Source organism: Pseudomonas entomophila (genome assembly GCF_029193575.1).
Classification (GTDB): domain Bacteria; phylum Pseudomonadota; class Gammaproteobacteria; order Pseudomonadales; family Pseudomonadaceae; genus Aquipseudomonas; species Aquipseudomonas entomophila_G.
Genome location: NZ_JARGCS010000032.1, coordinates 31,678 through 48,213, shown reverse-complemented (window position 1 = coordinate 48,213; position 16,536 = coordinate 31,678). Strand labels below are relative to the sequence as shown.

The 16,536-nt window shown below is 65.0% G+C and carries 16 protein-coding genes; 8 read left to right on the top strand and 8 right to left on the bottom strand.

What is annotated here, in order from left to right; genetic code table 11:
* The first annotated feature begins 35 nt into the window (after nucleotides 1-35).
* Together P0Y43_RS14925 and P0Y43_RS14920 are read left to right on the top strand one after the other, a co-directional pair.
* Nucleotides 36-557: a sigma-70 family RNA polymerase sigma factor gene (locus P0Y43_RS14925; RefSeq protein ID WP_275638025.1), complete on the top strand. Its 522-nt coding sequence runs from the start codon at nucleotides 36-38 to the stop codon at nucleotides 555-557.
* Nucleotides 554-1,303: an anti-sigma factor family protein gene (locus P0Y43_RS14920; RefSeq protein ID WP_275638024.1), complete on the top strand. Its 750-nt coding sequence runs from the start codon at nucleotides 554-556 to the stop codon at nucleotides 1,301-1,303. The genes P0Y43_RS14925 and P0Y43_RS14920 overlap by 4 nt, the downstream gene beginning before the upstream one ends.
* Before the next feature lie 117 nt (nucleotides 1,304-1,420).
* On the opposite strand, the gene xthA is transcribed toward P0Y43_RS14920, so the two are convergent.
* Nucleotides 1,421-2,233, bottom strand: coding sequence for an exodeoxyribonuclease III (xthA, locus tag P0Y43_RS14915; RefSeq protein ID WP_275638023.1), 813 nt, complete (start codon nucleotides 2,231-2,233; stop codon nucleotides 1,421-1,423).
* 166 nt (nucleotides 2,234-2,399) lie between these two features.
* Here xthA and P0Y43_RS14910 point away from each other — a divergent pair, with 166 nt between their 5' ends.
* From P0Y43_RS14910 to P0Y43_RS14900, 3 genes are read left to right on the top strand one after another with little or no spacing between them, the layout of a single operon-like run.
* On the top strand, nucleotides 2,400-3,050 hold the full coding sequence (locus P0Y43_RS14910) for a GNAT family N-acetyltransferase (RefSeq protein ID WP_275638022.1): 651 nt from the start codon (nucleotides 2,400-2,402) through the stop codon (nucleotides 3,048-3,050).
* Between the two features lie 52 nt (nucleotides 3,051-3,102).
* Nucleotides 3,103-4,845 (top strand): autotransporter assembly complex protein TamA, encoded by a 1,743-nt coding sequence (locus tag P0Y43_RS14905; protein ID WP_275638021.1) that lies wholly within the window; start codon nucleotides 3,103-3,105, stop codon nucleotides 4,843-4,845.
* A complete protein-coding gene (locus tag P0Y43_RS14900) occupies nucleotides 4,845-8,516 on the top strand; it encodes a translocation/assembly module TamB domain-containing protein (RefSeq protein ID WP_275638020.1) in 3,672 nt (1,223 codons plus the stop codon). Before P0Y43_RS14905 ends, P0Y43_RS14900 begins: the two co-directional genes overlap by 1 nt.
* Nucleotides 8,517-8,531: 15 nt before the next feature.
* Here the strand turns inward: P0Y43_RS14900 and P0Y43_RS14895 are convergent, their stop codons facing one another.
* The 4 genes from P0Y43_RS14895 to P0Y43_RS14880 form a co-directional block, all read right to left on the bottom strand.
* Nucleotides 8,532-9,077, bottom strand: coding sequence for a DUF2589 domain-containing protein (locus tag P0Y43_RS14895; RefSeq protein ID WP_275638019.1), 546 nt, complete (start codon nucleotides 9,075-9,077; stop codon nucleotides 8,532-8,534).
* 99 nt (nucleotides 9,078-9,176) lie between these two features.
* Entirely contained in the window at nucleotides 9,177-9,809 is a 633-nt protein-coding gene (locus P0Y43_RS14890; RefSeq protein WP_275638018.1) for a DUF2589 domain-containing protein, read from the bottom strand.
* A gap of 47 nt (nucleotides 9,810-9,856) precedes the next feature.
* Nucleotides 9,857-10,237: a Mor transcription activator family protein gene (locus P0Y43_RS14885; protein ID WP_275638017.1), complete on the bottom strand. Its 381-nt coding sequence runs from the start codon at nucleotides 10,235-10,237 to the stop codon at nucleotides 9,857-9,859.
* A 275-nt stretch (nucleotides 10,238-10,512) separates the two neighbouring features.
* The gene (locus P0Y43_RS14880; protein WP_275638015.1) at nucleotides 10,513-10,971 is read right to left on the bottom strand and encodes a hypothetical protein; all 459 of its coding nucleotides are present in this window, start codon (nucleotides 10,969-10,971) and stop codon (nucleotides 10,513-10,515) included.
* Nucleotides 10,972-11,119: 148 nt separating this feature from the next.
* Here P0Y43_RS14880 and P0Y43_RS14875 point away from each other — a divergent pair, with 148 nt between their 5' ends.
* Entirely contained in the window at nucleotides 11,120-11,308 is a 189-nt protein-coding gene (locus P0Y43_RS14875; protein ID WP_275638014.1) for a hypothetical protein, read from the top strand.
* Between the two features lie 36 nt (nucleotides 11,309-11,344).
* Here P0Y43_RS14875 and P0Y43_RS14870 read toward each other — a convergent pair whose 3' ends face one another.
* The 3 genes from P0Y43_RS14870 to P0Y43_RS14860 all read right to left on the bottom strand — a co-directional run bounded on the left by P0Y43_RS14870 (nucleotide 11,345) and on the right by P0Y43_RS14860 (nucleotide 13,180).
* Nucleotides 11,345-11,719: a fe2+ zn2+ uptake regulation protein gene (locus P0Y43_RS14870; RefSeq protein ID WP_275638013.1), complete on the bottom strand. Its 375-nt coding sequence runs from the start codon at nucleotides 11,717-11,719 to the stop codon at nucleotides 11,345-11,347.
* 241 nt (nucleotides 11,720-11,960) lie between these two features.
* Complete coding sequence (locus tag P0Y43_RS14865; RefSeq protein WP_275638012.1) at nucleotides 11,961-12,683, bottom strand: UDP-2,3-diacylglucosamine diphosphatase; 723 nt, start codon at nucleotides 12,681-12,683, stop codon at nucleotides 11,961-11,963.
* On the bottom strand, nucleotides 12,680-13,180 hold the full coding sequence (locus P0Y43_RS14860; RefSeq protein WP_275638011.1) for a peptidylprolyl isomerase: 501 nt from the start codon (nucleotides 13,178-13,180) through the stop codon (nucleotides 12,680-12,682). The genes P0Y43_RS14865 and P0Y43_RS14860 overlap by 4 nt, the downstream gene beginning before the upstream one ends.
* A gap of 247 nt (nucleotides 13,181-13,427) precedes the next feature.
* On the opposite strand from P0Y43_RS14860, the gene P0Y43_RS14855 reads away from it, so the two are divergent.
* A complete protein-coding gene (locus tag P0Y43_RS14855; protein WP_275638010.1) occupies nucleotides 13,428-15,128 on the top strand; it encodes a glutamine--tRNA ligase/YqeY domain fusion protein in 1,701 nt (566 codons plus the stop codon).
* Nucleotides 15,129-15,137: 9 nt separating this feature from the next.
* Nucleotides 15,138-16,520: a cysteine--tRNA ligase gene (gene cysS / locus P0Y43_RS14850; RefSeq protein WP_275638009.1), complete on the top strand. Its 1,383-nt coding sequence runs from the start codon at nucleotides 15,138-15,140 to the stop codon at nucleotides 16,518-16,520.
* Nucleotides 16,521-16,536 lie beyond the last annotated feature (16 nt).

Here is a 16,536-nt window from a genome sequence, read left to right as displayed (position 1 = left end):
CTTACACTGACTGCCCATGGGGCCGAGGCCTGACCATGCACGATCTGGATGAACAACAATGGCGAGAGCTGCTGCGCTGCCTGCGCCGCTTCGCCTTATGGCTGACCCGCGAGACGGGCAGCGCCGACGACCTGGTCCAGGCCACGGTCGAGCGCGCCCTGACCCGCAGTGGCCAGCAGCGCGAGGCGGAAAGCCTGCGGGCTTGGCTGTTCACCATCCTTTACCGGTTGTTCCTCGACGGTAAACGCCGCGATCGCCTGCATGCCCGCTGGCTGAGCTGGTTCGGCCGCGGCCAGGAGGCCGACGAGCCGATGGGCTGGGAGACCGAGAGCATCGTGCTGGCCCAGGCCGACCTGCAGGCCTTTGCCCGCCTGCCCAGCGAGCAACGCGCCTTGCTGCTGTTGGTCAGTGTCGAGGGGCTGAGCTACAAGGAGGTCGCCCAGGCCCTGGAAATCCCGATTGGCACGGTGATGTCGCGGCTGTCGCGCGCCCGTGCCGCGTTGCGCGAACTGACTGAAGGCAAGCCGCTGACCCCGGCCTTGCGGAGACTGAAATGACACGCCTGATCCCCACCGAGCAAGAGCTGCACGCTTATGTCGACGACCGCCTGGCGCCGGCGCGGCGCGCCGAAGTCGAGGCCTGGCTGACGGCCAACCCGGAGCAGGCGGCGCGTATCGAGGCCTGGCGCAACGATGCCCGGCGCCTGCGTGCGGCCCTGGCCGGGTTTGGCGAGCTGCCGCACAACCCTGACCTGGAACTGGCCCCGTTGCGCCGCCGGCTGCGCCAGCGCCGCCAGCAGCGCTGGGCCACGGCGGCGGTGATGGTGCTGGCGCTGGGGCTGGGTGGCGTGGGCGGCTGGCAGATGCGCGGCACCAGCCTGGTGGCGGGCGACCTGCCGATGGCGGATGCGGTGCAGGCGCACAAACTGTTCGCCGACGCGACGGCGCTGGACATTCAGGCCAACGACCCGGCGCAGTTGCAGGCCTGGCTGGGGCGCCACTTCAATCGCGTCGGGCAGTTGCCGGACCTGACCGGTTACGGCTTGAAGCCTGTGGGCGCGCGGCTGTTGGCCAACGAGAACGGCCCGGCGGCGTTGCTGGTGTTCCAGGATGGCGATGGCCAGCGCATCAGCCTGTTCATGCGCTCGCCCGGGGAACGCTACGAGATGCCCAATGGGCAGCGTACCGATGGGTTGCTGGAAGCGCGCTACTGGTCCCATGGCGACTATGCGTTTGCCGTGGTCAGTGCGGCGGACGATGCGCGTGGCGAGCAGGTGCGGCGGGCGTTGGGAGTTAGCCTGTAAGGGTTAGGTCGGCGCCGATGGCCCTATCGCGGGGCAAGCCTGCTGCCACAGGCACTGGAAACGGCGCGCTGCCCGTGGGAGCGGGCTCGCCCCGCGATAGGGCCGGCGCTGACACCCTTAGTTCAGCTCCAGCCAGATCGGCGCATGGTCCGAAGGCTTCTCCATCCCCCGCAATTCATAATCCACCCCCGCCGCCTTGACCCGCGGCAGCAACCCCTGTGAGGCCATGATCAGGTCGATGCGCAGCCCCCGCTTGGGCTCATCCTCGAACCCACGGCTGCGGTAGTCGAACCAGCTGAAGCGGTCGGCCACCTCCGGGTGCAAGTGCCGGAAACTGTCCACCAGGCCCCAGCCCTTCAGGCGCTCCATCCACTCGCGCTCTTCAGGCAGGAAGCTGCACTTGCCGGTCTTCAGCCAGCGCTTGGCGTTGTCCGCGCCAATGCCGATGTCGCAGTCCTGCGGCGAGATGTTCAGGTCGCCCATCACCACCAGCGGCTGGTCGTTGCTGAACTGCCCTTCGAGCAGCGCCTGCAGGTCGCTGTAGAAGCGTTGCTTGGCCGGGAACTTGGTGGGGTGGTCGCGGCTTTCGCCTTGGGGGAAGTAGCCGTTCATGACCGTCACCGGCGTGCCATTGGCGTCGGCGAAGGCGCCCCAGATGAAGCGGCGCTGGGCGTCTTCCTCGTCAGTGGCGAAACCTTTGACCAGCGACAAGGGGGCCTGGCGCGAGAGCAGGGCGACACCGTAATGACCCTTCTGGCCGTGGAAGTGCACGTGATAACCCAGTGCCTGCACCTCGGCCAACGGGAACTGATCGTCGCTGACCTTGGTTTCCTGCAGGCCGATCACGTCCGGTTGGTGCTTGTCGATCAACGCCGCCAGCTGGTGCGGGCGGGCGCGCAGGCCATTGATGTTGAACGAGACGATCTTCATGGAAAGACAACCCTGGTAAAAGCTTCGGATGCTAGCCGACATCGGCGATGGCGGCCAGCGTGGCGGGCGCCGATGTGCACTGCTAACGTGCTCAAGGGGAGGTGAACGATAACCCTGCGGCACACCTCCAAGGCACTGTATGCCCACTCCAAGGAGGTCTGTCGCAATGCCCGAAACCACTGCCGCACAAGCCCGGGTCGTGCTGCTCGACGATGGCTACGGCCGCGAGGCGCGTTCGCTGCTCTATCACGCCTACCGCCACGAACCCACCTTCGCCTACCTGTTCGAGGGCCAGCGTCCCGGCTACGAGCGGCGTCTGCGGGTGCTGGTGCGCGAATGGGTACGCCAGCATTTCGCCTTGCAGTTGCCGGCGCTGGGCCTGTTGGTCGACGACCGCCTGGTGGGGCTGGCGCTGATCGTGCCGCCGCAGCGCCGCCTGGGCGTGGCCGACAGTTGGGCCTGGCGCCTGCGGATGATCCTCGGCACCGGTCTGCGCTGCACCCGTCGTTACCTCGACTACCAGGCTGCCCTGGCCGCTTGCCTGCCCAGCGAGCAGGTGCACGTGCTGCCATTGCTGGGTGTGCACCCGCAGTTCCAGGGTCAGCGATACGGTGAGCAACTGCTACAGGCTGTGCACGAATGGTGCGCGGAAGACCCCAATACCCAAGGGGTGGTGCTGGACACCGGTAACTCCCATTACCTGGCGTTCTACCAGCGCCAGGGGTATCAGGAAATCGGCGAGATCGCGGTGGGGCCGATCCTGGAGAAAGTGTTTTTCCATCCCAACCCGGTGTCGTCGGGCGTCGTCCAAGTCTGATCCTGCCCTCCGGCCTCGGCTTCCGTGCGTCGGCTCTGGTAGGATGCCGCGCATGACGTATTCAGGAAGACTTACCTGGGGCCTGGTCTTCTGGGCCGCCAGTTGTGCAGCATGGGGCCAGAGTGAGCTGTTGGTGCGGGTGAAACCGGCCAACAAGGCATTGCAGGCCAATATCGAAGGCTACATCGGCAGCCTCGGCGACCGCGACGAGGAGGCCTTGTTGCGTTTCAGCCGTGGTGCCGAGGAGCAGGCGCGCAAGGCTGCCCAGGCTCTGGGCTATTACCAGGCGCAGATCGACAGCGAGGTCAAGGCGCCAGGCAAGGCCGAGCGGCCCGCGCAGTTGCTCTTGCGTGTCGACCCCGGCGAGCCGGTGCGGCTGCGCAACGTGACCGTGCGCATCGAGGGCCCGGCCAGCGAGATGAAGGCCTTTCGAATCCCCGACAGCCGTGCGTTGCGCGCCGGCGAGCAACTCAACCACGGGGTCTACGAGGACGCCAAGCGGCTGATCCAGAACCAGGCCTCGCGCTATGGCTTCTTCAACGGTCGCTTCACCCGCCAGCGCCTGGCGGTCGACCCCCAGGCCGGGGTGGCGGACATCGAACTGGTCTATCAAAGCGGCCCGCGCTACCGGCTGGGCAAGGTCACCTTCGGCGGCGACACGCCCCTGGACGACGACCTGCTGCAACGCATGGTCGGTTTCAAGCCCGGCACGCCCTACGACTCGGAACTGATCGCCGAGCTGAACAACGACCTGCAATCGAGCGGCTACTTCGAAGGTGTGCGCGTGGATGCTGCGCCTACCGCGGCGGTTGCTGAAGTAGTGCCGGTGGATGTCCGCCTCGACATCCGCAAACCACGCACCCTGGGCCTGGGCCTGGGCTTCTCGACCGACGTCGGCCCACGCGGCAAGGCCAACTGGACGCGCCACTGGGTGAACCCGCAAGGCCACAGCTATGGCTGGGAAACCGAACTCTCCGCACCCCGACAGAACGTCGGGCTGTTCTACGACATCCCGCTCGATCCGCCCTTGACCGACAAGCTGCGCTTTGCCGGCGGTTACCAGAACGAGGAGATTGCGGGCACCGATACCTTGAGCAAGCTGCTCACGGTCGGGCCTGAGTGGCACAGCAAGCTGCCCAGTGGCTGGCAACGGGTGATTTCGCTGAAGTACCAGCGCGAGGAATACCGTCTGGGCGACGACTCTGGCCTGAGCAACCTGCTGATGCCTGGCATCAGCTTCGCCTACCTGCGCAGCGACAACCGCATCGACCCGCACAACGGCTACCGCTTGCAGTTCGACCTGCAGGTGGCCAAGCAAGGGCTGGTTTCCGACACCAACCTGGTGCACGGCAACGTGCTGCTCAAGGGGCTGACCACTCTCGGCCAGAACCACCGCTTCCTCGGTCGCCTGCAATTCGGCGGCAGTGCCACCAATGGCTACAAGAACAACATCCCGCCGTCACTGCGCTTCTTCGCCGGTGGCGACCAGAGCGTGCGCGGCTACGACTACCAGACCCTGTCGCCGAAGAACAGCGACGGCGACCGCATCGGTGGCCGCTACCTGGTGGCGGGCAGCGCCGAGTACCAATATTCGCTCACGGAGAAATGGCGCGTGGCGACCTTCATCGACCAGGGCAACTCGTTCAATTCGCTGGAACTGCCCAGCCTCAAGACCGGTGTCGGCATCGGCGTGCGCTGGGTTTCTCCGGTCGGCCCGCTGCGCCTGGACCTGGCGCGGGCGCTGGATGACGACGGCGGCTTGCGACTGCACTTCTCCATGGGGCCGGAACTGTGATGCGTGTGCTCAAATCGCTGTTGTGGACGCTGCTGGCATTGGTGCTGCTGGTGACCCTCGCCCTGGGCCTGGTGCTTGGCACCCAAGCGGGCAGCCGCTGGGCCCTGGGGTGGGTGCCCGGGCTCGAGGTCGAAGACTTCCAGGGCCGCCTTGGCGGGCAGTGGCAGGCCAGCCGACTGTCGTGGGCGCAGGAGGGCAACCGCGTCGAGGTCCAGGCGCCGCTGCTCGACTGGACGCCTGCCTGCCTGCTGCGCGCCACCCTGTGCATCGGCCGCCTGCACGCCGAACGCATCGACATGGCTTTCGCCCCTTCGCAGGCCGAGCCGGGCGACGGCCCCCTGCAACTGCCGACGTTGAACCTGCCGCTGGCCATCGAGCTGGGCGAGGTGAAGGTCGGCCAGTTGCGCCTGGACGACAGCGATCTGCTCGGTGACCTGCAACTGGCGGCGCACTGGACCGCCCAGGGCCTGCGCATCGACGCCCTGCACCTGCGGCGTGATGACTTGCAACTGACCCTGCAAGGCACGCTGATGCCCCAGGGCGCTTGGCCGTTGACGGCCGATGCCAGTCTGCAACTGCCAGCGGTTGACGGCAAACCCTGGCAACTGGTGCTGACCGCCAAGGGCGACCTGCAAAAGACCCTGGCCCTCGACGCCACCAGCAGCGGCTACCTCGACGCGCGCATCAACGGCGAGTTGCAGGCGCTGGCCGAGCATCTGCCAGCCACGCTCCAAGTCCGCGCCGACGCCTTCCAAGCCTCCGCGGCGTTGCCCGACACCTTGCAACTGCAGCAACTCGAGCTTACCGCCCAGGGCGACCTGCTCAAGGGTTACCAACTCAAGGGCGCGGCCAGCTTGCCGGCCGAGCAGGGGCCGATCGCCCTGGCCCTTGACGGGAAGGTCGATGCCAAGGGCGCGCGGCTCGATGCCCTGGACCTCAGTGCCAGCGACACCCAGCGAGTCAAATTGCAGGCCAGTGCCGACTGGCAGCAAGGTCTGAGCGCCGAGGCGCAGGTCGAATGGCTGGACTTTCCCTGGCTGCGCCTGTATCCGCTGGAGCAGGCCCCGCAAGTCACTCTCAAACGCCTCACCGCCCAAGTGCAGTACCGCGACGGCGCCTACCAAGGCAGCTTCAACGGCGACCTGGACGGGCCTGCGGGCGCCTTCAACCTCACCAGCCCGTTCGACGGCGACCTGGCCCAGGTGCGCCTTCCACAGCTTGCCCTGAGCGCGGGGCAGGGCAAGGCCGCTGGCAGCGTCGCCGTGCGCTTCGCCGACACCCTGGCCTGGGACGTCGACCTGCAACTGTCGGCGCTGGACCCTGCCTACTGGCTGGCGGAGCTGCCCGGCACCCTCGCCGGGCCGCTGCGCAGCCAGGGCGAGATGAAAGACGGCCACCTGAAATTGCAGGCGTTGCTCGACCTCAAGGGCCGCCTGCGCGGCCAGCCGGCCCTGCTCAAGGCCGAGGCCAGCGGTGCGGGCGAAGCCTGGACCCTCGGTAGCCTGGCGGTGCAACTGGGCGACAACCGCATCAACGGCAGCGCCAGCCTGCAACAGCGCCTGGCCGGGCGCATCGACCTCGACCTGCCGCGCCTGGGCCAGCTCTGGCCGCGCCTGCAGGGCCAGGTGAAGGGCCGTCTCGACCTGGCCGGCACCCTTGGCGCACCGCAAGGCACGCTGACCCTGCAAGGCCAACAGTTGGCCCAGGCCGACAACCGTGTTCAGCGCCTGGACCTCGATGCTCGCCTGGACAGCGCACAACGGGGGTTGGTTACCCTCAAGGTCGGTAACATCCGCCTGGGCGAAACCGCACTGGGCACGCTGGACGCCAGCGGCAAGGGCGATATCCGTCAGCAGGCGCTGAGCCTCGCCCTCGACGGCCCGCAGCTCAAGTTGGACCTGGCGATGGACGGTACCCTGGCCAAGGGTGATTGGCGTGGCCGCCTGGCCAGCGGGCGGGTCCAGGCCGGGGGCCAGGACTGGCAGTTGCAGGCTCCGGCGCGTCTGCAGCGCCTGGCCAACGGCCAGCTGGACTTCGGCGCCCACTGCTGGCGTTCCGGGCAGGCCAGCCTGTGCGGCGACGACCAGCGCTTGGCCCCAGACCCGCGCCTGCGCTATCACCTCAAACAATTCCCGCTGGACAGCCTCGCGCAATGGCTGCCGAAGGACTTCGCCTGGCAGGGCCTGCTCAATGCCGACATCAACCTGGACATTCCCGCCAGTGGGCCCAAGGGCAGCATCAGTGTCGACGCCAGTGGCGGCACACTTCGGGTGCGCGACAACGAGCGCTGGGTCGACTTTCCCTACCAGGCCTTGCGCCTGGACAGCACCCTGGCGCCACGCCAGGTCGATACCCGTCTGACCTTCCGTGGCGAGCGCCTGGGTGAATTGAACCTCTCTGCACGCATCGACCCGCTGGGCCGCGACAAGCCGTTGTCCGGCGACTTCCGCCTGAGCGGGCTGGACGTGTCGGTCGCTCGGCCTTTCGTGCCGATGGTCGAGCGCCTGGCCGGTCAGCTCAATGGCAGTGGGCGCTTGTCCGGCACTCTGCTGGCACCGCAGGTCAATGGCGACCTGGTGCTCAGCGGCGGCCACGTGAGCGGCGCGGAGTTGCCGGTGAGCCTTGAAGAGCTGTCGTTGCGGGCGTTAATCGCCGGCGAGCAGGTGCAACTCAACGGCGACTGGCGCAGTGGCGACGCGGGGCGCGGGCAATTGTCGGGCAACTTGACCTGGGGCCAGGTGCTGGGCATGGACCTGCGTCTGCAAGGCCAGCAATTGCCGGTCAGTGTCGAGCCCTATGCCGCACTGGAGGTGGCACCGGACCTGAACATCCGACTGGTCAACGAGCAGTTGGCGGTGACCGGCAAGGTTCAGGTGCCCAAGGGCAAGATCACCGTGCGCGAGTTGCCGCCGTCGACGGTCAAGGTCTCCGACGACACGGTGATCGTCGGCCACCAGACCGAGGAGGGCAAGGCGCCCATGGCGATCGCCATGGACATCGACGTCGAGGTGGGGCGCGACAAACTGTCATTCAGCGGCTTCGGCCTGACCGCCAACCTGCTCGGTCACGTGCACATTGGCGACAACCTCGACACCCGCGGTGAACTGAGCCTGGCCGACGGCCGCTACCGCGCTTATGGCCAGCGCCTCACCATCCGTCGCGCACGCCTGCTGTTCGCCGGCCCCATCGACCAGCCCTACCTGGACATCGAGGCGATCCGCCAGGTCGACGACGTGATCGCTGGCATCCGTCTGAGCGGCAGTGCCGAGCAGCCGACCACCAAGGTGTTCTCCGAGCCTGCCATGAGCCAGGAGCAGGCGCTGTCGTACCTGGTGTTGGGGCGTCCGCTGGGCACCTCGGGCGAAGACAACAACATGCTCGCCGAGGCCGCGCTGGGCCTTGGCCTGGCCGGTAGCGCGGGGATCACCGGCAGCCTGGCGTCGAGCCTGGGTATCGATGACTTCCAGCTGGACACCGAGGGCTCTGGCAACACCACCAGCGTGGTCGCCAGCGGCAACCTGACCGAGCGCCTGAGCTTACGGTACGGTGTTGGGGTATTCGAGCCGGCCAATACCATCGCCTTGCGCTACAAACTGAGCAAGAAGGTCTACCTGGAGGCGGCTAGCGGGCTGGCCAGCTCGTTGGACATCTTCTACAAACGTGATTTCTGAAGTGGCTGCGACGGTTCAACGAACCGTCGCAGCGTCGATGAACTCGTTGCGTTCTCCGTTCGGCGGGGTGTTGGGGGCTGTGGCGGTACGCTGGGGGAGGATGAGGTTGGTGTATTCCTCGATCAGGCGATTGATCGCCTCGGGGGGCTCGCTGGCCTGGAATTGCATGCGGATCTGTACCTCGTCAGGGTCGCGATTGTCGCCCCGGCGACCATTGCTTCCCACGGTCACCTGGAAACGCGCACCTGGTGCGTCAGTTCGGGCCTGCTCCAGTGCCGCGCGGGTGTCGATGCCGTTGATCCGCACCGACAGGTCGACCTGCATGCGTTCCAGCGCCAACCCTCGAGGGTTGACCAAGGCGATCAAGGGTACTTGCAAGGTGTGTTGCTCACCCAGGGCCACCTCCACCATCTTGGCTTTCATCGGCGTGCCGAGTGCATGGGGGTTGTAGTCGAAGAATTGGTCGAAGAGCTTGATGTATTGCTGCGCGATCAAGGTATTGGTGGCGGCGGCGGCTTCCTGCAGGCCTCGGGTGATATCGCTCAGGTCATTCGAGGTCATAGGGGCTTGGCTGGGAGAAACAGGGTCCACGGGGTAGGCTCCTCAAGAAAGCGGAACCCCCGCCTTGGGCGGGGGAGCATGTCGATGATATCCAGCACCTCAGTTTGACGGTGTTTCACGCTTAGGTTTGTCTTGCGGTTTGTCCTGCAGTTTGGGTGCGGGCTTGTCGTCGAGTCGAACGGGTTTGGTGGCAGCATCGGTCAAGAAGTCCATGACCCGCTGCAAGGCCTCTGGCGGTTCCTGGCGGCGTACCATGGTGTTGAAGGCGTAGCGTGCACGGGTGTCGGTCTTGCGGGTTTGTTCCGACTTGTGGCTGGCACTGGCTTTGACGTTGAGCTTGAACGGCCCCCAACCGAGGGAGCCTGCCGCTTCGCCGCCGAGATTGGTGGCGGTGGTGCTTTCGGCCATCTGGCTGATGGTCAGCTCGAACTCCACCTTGCCTTCCTCGATGCAGATGTTGGGGTGGGTGATCGCCGCCATCAGCGGGATCTGCATCTTGCGCGTGACCGTGCCGGTAGTCTGGCCCTGTTCGTCCACCAGCGTTTCTTCGTAATTGAATTCGATCGCGGTGGCCTTGCCGTCCTTGATGCAGACGTTCAGCAGGAAGTCGGCGTAGGATTTGCTGGCCGTCACCTGTGCATCGATCATCGCTTGCAAAGGGGCGGCGATCATGCGGTCCATGGGTAAGGCGTTGATGACGGAGCCGATCAGGTTATTGTCGATTGTAGTCATGGGGGCGTCTCTTTATCGTTGCGGGAGGTTGCGCAGGGTGGGTGCCTTCAACGGGCGTGGTTTTCCAGGCGTCGGATGTTGCCGATCTGGCGCAGGCTCAGGCCGTACTTGTCGGCGAGCAAGCTGCGCGACAGGCCGTCGGCGCTTTCCTTCTGAATTTGCAGGTTGCGCAGCTGGCGCTGGAAGTGATCGGCCTTGGGGATCTCCAGGGCCACGCCGGAGAAACGCTTGATCAGCGCATCGAGGGCTTCGGCAGGGAGAATGTCCGCAAGCTTGGTGCGTTCGCGGTGCTTGGGGATGTACTTGGGCCTGCCGCCATAGGTACAGGTCAGCACGTAGGCGTTTTCAATGCCGATGCATTCGATCAGCGATTGGAGAGAGTGCGGGAGCTGGGTGATATCAATTCGATCCAGGTCGGGCAATTCCATATGTGACTTCCTCGCAGGTTGGACAGCGCGATGACAGGGCATCTGCGTCGCTAGAGCCAGGCCGCTGGCCAATGCCGGCCAGTGGCGTGGCTAGATTCTCGGACAGCTGGGAAAACGGTCGCTAGGCGCCAAGCGGAACGGCGGCTGTAGCCTGGAGTGAGCAATGCTCGCGGGTATCGATGGCTGCACACGTAGGACATCGCGCCGTCATTGCCTTGCAGGCCTCGAGGTTTCGTCGGTCGATCAATCCGGTATCGCCAAGGGTGGGGCTACCCTCACTCACAGGGATAGGCCTCGAGCAGGCTGGCTTGGCCCAAGTAGGCATGTGGGTTTTCGCGCATGGCTTCAGGGAGGCTGCGCCAGTCGACCACCAGGCAGAAGGCATTCAGGGGCTGGCCCTTCACCTGGCCTATGGTCGTTGGGCTGAAATCACGGCGGTAGAGCGCTTGGGTACGGTTGACGGGGAGTACTTGGTCGGCGGTTTCCAGGGTCTGGCGTGCCAGTTCCGGGAGCCGCGTTTGAGGCAGGGTGAAGTGGCGTTGTTCGGGTTCGATGCGCAGGTGGCCGGTTTCGCGTACACGTTGCCAGAGTTGTTGCCATTGGCTGGCGCCTGCCGTGTAGGCCAGGGCGTTGCCTAGCCTGAGCAGTTGGGGTTGGGTAAGGGGCGCGGTATCGAGTGCCAGGCTCGTGGCGGAGGTCAGCAGCAGGTAGCAATACAGGATGTGCTTGAGCATGGTTGGGCTCCATGGGGTGGGAAAGCCCAATGGTTTCAGCCCCTCGCCTGGCGGCTCAGCAGGAAATGCAGCGCCTATGCCAGCTGCGTTGTATCATGGCCGCGGCTCGTCGCGAGCCTTTTGCCCCCGATGTCGCAAGGAACCTTCGATGACTCACATGCAGCGCTTCAAGTATTCGATCCTGATCATCGTCGTGATGATGGGCGTGATGTTCGGCCTGAGCTACTTGCAGCGCCAGGGCACGATCAGTGAGCAGACGTTCCAGTACCTGGCCATCGGCATTGCCGTGGTCGTCGTCGTGATCAACGGCATCCTGCGGCGCAAGGTCAAGTCGTGACCTTCACCGGCCGGCCAGCCCTGGCCGGCCATGGCTTCAACGCCCGGGGCCTTGCTCCAGTACAGCCCGGGCCTGGGGTTGCAGGCTATAGCACTTGTCGCTGCCCAGGCTGATCACCCCCTCCACGCACAGCCGCTTGAGCACTTCACGCACGCTCAGGAACGACAGCGGGATATCCAGTTGCTCCAATTGCGCATGCACGCCGCGCACGCCGATGCTGCGCCCGTTGCGGTCGGCGCTGTGCAGGGCATCGATGACTTTTAGGCGGATCAGGCTGGTGCGCAGGCCATAGGCGCGCAGCAGCTCGCGGATCTGCTCGTTGCCGATCCGTTCTTCCGTACCTGCGACCTGCCCCGAAGGCTCCTTGCCCAGGGTACGCCCGCTCTGCAGCGAGGGTTGCGGGTTGTGCATATGAACGCTCCTTTTCGTGGACTGTCCGGAGATCATGAGATGGCTCACCTACTAGGACGAATGAGCGCGGCAAAACTGCAGTGCCGGGTGAAAAAAATCTGACACGTCTCTTTCAAGACGTTGCAACGGGGGTGAAACCGTAAAATTTCATCCGGGGGCGGGGAAGGATCGGGGGAGGGGGAGGGGGAGGGGCATCGCGGGGCAAGACGGATCGCCGCCCGCGATGAGGTCGGTGCGGTCGTCAGGAGAATTCGAAAGGCGCTAGCTGGAAGCCCTGCTCATCCACCTGCAACGCCCAGCCGCGGCGGTCCCAGTCACCCAGGACAATTCGCCGTGCGGGGTGCTCGTCGACCACCAGCTTGTGGATCGCCGGCCGATGGGTATGGCCATGGACGAGGGTGCGAACCCCATGCTCAGCCATTACCTTGGGGACTTCATCGGGGGTGACGTCGACGATCTCGGTGTTCTTCATGCGCACCTGCGTGGCACTTTCGCTGCGCAGCTTGCGCGCCAGTTTCTGCCGCGTGGCCAGCGGCAGGTGCCGCAGGATCCACAAGGTCAACGGATGGCGCAGGTAGCGGCGCAGCTTCATGTAGCCGACGTCGCGAGTACACAGGGTGTCGCCATGCATCAGCAATACTGGCTCGCCACCCAGCTCGACCACGCTCGGGTCGTCCAGCAGGGTACAGCCGGCCGCCTTGCAAAACGCCTGGCCGATCAGGAAGTCTCGGTTGCCATGCATCAGGTAGATCGCCGTGCCGCTGTCCGACAACTGCCGCAGGGCCTGGCAGATCGATTGCTGAAATGGCGTCATGGCGTCGTCGCCAATCCACGCTTCGAAGAAATCGCCAAGAATGTAAAGCGCCCTGGCATGGCGCGCGCGGCCGTCGAGCAGATCAAGAAACGCCCGGGTAATGTCCGGGCGCTCTTCTTGCAAATGCAGATCGGAGATCAGCAGGATCACTCAATGATCTCGGCTTTCTCGATGATCACGTCCTCGGCCGGTACGTCCTGGTGGCCGGCTTTCGAAGCGGTCTTGACGCCCTTGATCGCGTCGACCACTTCACGGCCTTCGATCACTTCGCCGAACACCGCGTAGCCCCAGCCCTGGACGTTCTTGCCGCTGTGGTTGAGGAAGTCGTTGTCGGCGACGTTGATGAAGAACTGCGCCGAAGCCGAGTGCGGCTCCATGGTGCGAGCCATGGCGACGGTGTACTTGGCGTTCTTCAGGCCGTTGTCGGCTTCGTTCTGGATCGGCGAACGGGTTGGCTTCTGCTTCATGCCAGCCTCGAAACCGCCACCCTGGATCATGAAGTTGTTGATCACGCGGTGGAAGACGGTGCCGTCGTAGTGGCCTTCCTTGACGTACTGAACGAAGTTCTCGGTGGTTTTCGGGGCCTTCTCGGCGTCCAGTTGCAGGATGATGTCGCCGTGGTTGGTGCTCAGTTTGACTTTGGACATGCTGGAATTCGCTCTTTCAAGGCATACGGGAATCGGGTGCGCAGGTCGCTCGCGGCCACCTCGCGCGGGATTCGGCGGCGGCGACGCAGGGCGCGCGGCGGCCATTCTGCCAGGTTGCACCGGCAGGCTGCGAGAAATCGCGCCAGTTTGTCGGTGCCCGGCTGTCAGCAGCTTGACTGCTTCGGCTATGATAGGCCCTTTGATTCAATCGGCCTACCCAGGCTGAAGACCAGCATTCAAGGATCTTATGAGCAAGCCCACCGACAACGCGCCCAACGCCGCAGCCAAAGGCGCCCCCGCCGTCCCTGTGAACTTCCTGCGGCCGATCGTCCAGGCCGACCTGGACGCGGGCAAGCATAGCGCCATCGTCACCCGTTTCCCGCCGGAGCCCAATGGTTACCTGCACATCGGCCATGCCAAGTCGATCTGCGTCAACTTCGGCCTGGCCCAGGAGTTCGGGGGGGCCTGCCACCTGCGTTTCGATGACACCAATCCGGCCAAGGAAGACCAGGAGTACATCGACGCGATCCAGCGCGACGTCAAATGGCTGGGCTTCGAGTGGGCCGGCCCGGTGCGCTTTGCCTCGGACTACTTCGACCAGTTGCACGATTGGGCCGTGGAACTGATCAAACGCGGCAAGGCCTACGTCTGCGACCTCACCCCCGAGCAGGCCAAGGAATACCGCGGCAGCCTGACCGAGCCAGGCAAGAACAGCCCGTTCCGCGAGCGTGGCGTGGAGGACAACCTCGACCTGTTCGCGCGCATGAAGGCCGGCGAGTTCAAGGATGGCGAGCGCGTGCTGCGCGCCAAGATCGACATGGCCTCGCCGAACATGAACCTGCGCGACCCGATCCTCTACCGCATCCGCCATGCCCACCACCACCAGACCGGTGACAAGTGGTGCATCTACCCCAACTACGACTTCACCCACGGCCAGTCCGATGCCATCGAGGGCATCACCCACTCCATCTGCACCCTGGAGTTCGAAGGTCATCGCCCGCTGTACGACTGGTTCCTGGACAACCTGCCGGTGCCGGCGCACCCGCGTCAGTACGAGTTCAGCCGCCTGAACCTGAACTACACCATCACCTCCAAGCGCAAGCTCAAGCAACTGGTCGACGAGCAGCACGTCGAAGGCTGGGACGACCCGCGCATGTCGACCCTCTCCGGCTACCGCCGCCGCGGCTACACCCCGGCGTCGATCCGCAACTTCTGCGAAATGATCGGCACCAACCGTTCCGACGGCGTGGTCGACATGTCGATGCTCGAGTTCAGCATCCGTGACGACCTCGACCGCACCGCGCCACGCGCCATGTGCGTGCTGCGCCCGCTGAAGGTGGTGATCACCAACTACCCCGAGGGCCAGGTCGAGCAGCTCGAACTGCCGCGCCACCCGAAGGAAGACATGGGCGTGCGTGTGCTGCCATTCGCCCGTGAGTTGTACATCGACCGTGACGACTTCATGGAAGAGCCGCCCAAGGGCTACAAGCGCCTGGAGCCGAACGGCGAGGTGCGCCTGCGTGGCAGCTACGTGATTCGCGCCGATGAAGCGATCAAGGACGCCGAGGGCAATATCGTCGAGCTGCGCTGCTCGTACGACGCCGATACCCTGGGCAAGAACCCCGAGGGCCGCAAGGTCAAGGGTGTGATCCACTGGGTGCCGGCCGAGGGCAGCGTCGAGTGCGAAGTGCGCCTGTACGACCGCCTGTTCCGCTCGCCGAACCCGGAGAAGGCCGAGGAGGGTGGCAGCTTCCTGGATAACATCAATCCCGAGTCGCTGCAGGTGCTGCGTGGTTGTCGGGCCGAACCTTCGCTGGGCCAGGCCCAGCCCGAAGACCGCTTCCAGTTCGAGCGCGAAGGCTACTTCTGCGCCGACCTGAAGGACAGCCAGCCGGGTCGCCCGGTGTTCAACCGCACCGTGACCCTGCGCGATTCGTGGGGCAGCTAAGGAATCCTCGTGCTTACCATCTACAACACCCTGAGCAAGGCCAAGGAAGTCTTCAAACCGCTGGACGGCAACAAGGTGCGCATGTACGTGTGCGGCATGACCGTGTACGACTACTGCCACCTGGGCCACGGCCGCAGCATGGTGGCCTTCGACCTGGTCACCCGCTGGCTGCGCAAGAGTGGTTATGACCTGACCTACGTGCGCAACATCACCGACATCGACGACAAGATCATCAACCGGGCCAACGAGAACGGCGAGTCGTTCGACGCGCTGACCGCCCGTATGATCGAGGCGATGCACGAGGATGAGCGCCGCCTGAACATCCTCAAGCCGGACCAGGAACCGCGTGCCACCGACCACATCGCGGGCATGCACGCGATGATCCAGACCCTGATCGACAAAGGCTACGCCTACGCGCCGGGCAATGGCGACGTGTATTACCGGGTCGGCAAGTTCGTCGGCTACGGCAAGCTGTCGCGCAAGAAGATCGAAGACTTGCGCATCGGTGCCCGCATCGAGGTCGACGAGGCCAAGCAGGACCCGCTCGACTTCGTCCTGTGGAAAGGCGTCAAGCCCGGCGAGCCGTACTGGGATTCACCGTGGGGCCCGGGGCGCCCGGGTTGGCATATCGAGTGCTCGGTGATGTCCACCTGCTGCCTGGGCGAAAGCTTCGACATCCATGGTGGCGGCAGCGACCTGGAGTTCCCGCACCACGAGAACGAAATCGCCCAGAGCGAGGCGGCGACCGGCAAGCCTTACGCCAATGCCTGGATGCACTGCGGCATGATCCGCATCAATGGCGAGAAGATGTCCAAGTCGTTGAACAACTTCTTCACCATCCGCGACGTGCTCGACAAGTACCACCCGGAGGTGGTGCGCTACCTGCTGGTGGCCAGCCACTACCGCAGTGCGATCAACTACTCCGAAGACAGCCTGCGTGATGCCAAGGGTGCGCTGGAGCGGTTCTACCATGCGCTGCGTGGCCTGCCGCGGGTGGAGGCCAAGGGCGGCGAGGCGTTCGTCGAGCGCTTCAGCGTGGCGATGAACGACGACTTCGGCACGCCAGAAGCCTGCGCCGTGCTGTTCGACCTGGTGCGTGAGATCAACCGCCTGCGCGACAGCGACCCTGAGGCCGCCGCTGGCCTGGCAGGGCGCTTGCGCGAGTTGGGGGATGTGCTGGGCGTGCTGCAACTGGAGGCTGATGACTTCCTGCGTGCCGGCGCTGAAGGCAAGGTCGATGCGGCCGAGGTCGAGGCATTGATCCAGGCGCGTCTGCAGGCGCGTGCGGACAAGAACTGGGGCGAGTCCGACCGGATTCGCGACCAGCTGACCGCGATGGGCGTGGTGCTGGAAGACAGCAAGGGCGCGACGACCTGGCGTTTGGCTGACTGATTCGCACAAGCGGGCT